Here is a 364-nt window from a genome sequence, read left to right on the forward strand (position 1 = left end):
CAACAGAAGCGTAAGTTCTATGACAGTGGTGAGTGGAAGAGGATACGAGAACAAGTAAAGAAGCGTGACAACTATGAATGCCAGGAGTGTAAACGCAATGGTCGCGTTCAAACTGATACCAACGAATACAGTGAGAGTGCGAAGCGTAAGAAGATACAGTTAGTTGTCCATCATATCAAAGAGCTTGAACATCATCCTGAGCTTGCATTAGAGATAGCTAATCTCGAAACAGTCTGTGTAGCATGCCATAATACAGAACACGGTCGAACCTTCAAAAAGAAACCGAGTAAATGGGAAAACGATGAAAAGTGGTAAAAATGATTCGATAATAACACCCCCCCTTAAAAAATTTCATCAAAAAATG

Annotated in this window: 1 protein-coding gene; it reads left to right on the top strand. The window is 40.1% G+C overall.

Features of this window, described 5'->3' with window-relative positions; translation table 11 throughout:
* On the top strand, positions 1 to 315 hold a 315-nt coding region (locus JDS99_RS32900), incomplete at its 5' end, for an HNH endonuclease (protein WP_199696513.1).
* Positions 316 to 364: the final 49 nt, after the last annotated feature.

Origin of the sequence: Bacillus cereus group sp. N6, assembly GCF_016483705.1 — a bacterium.
Taxonomy (GTDB): domain Bacteria; phylum Bacillota; class Bacilli; order Bacillales; family Bacillaceae_G; genus Bacillus_A; species Bacillus_A wiedmannii.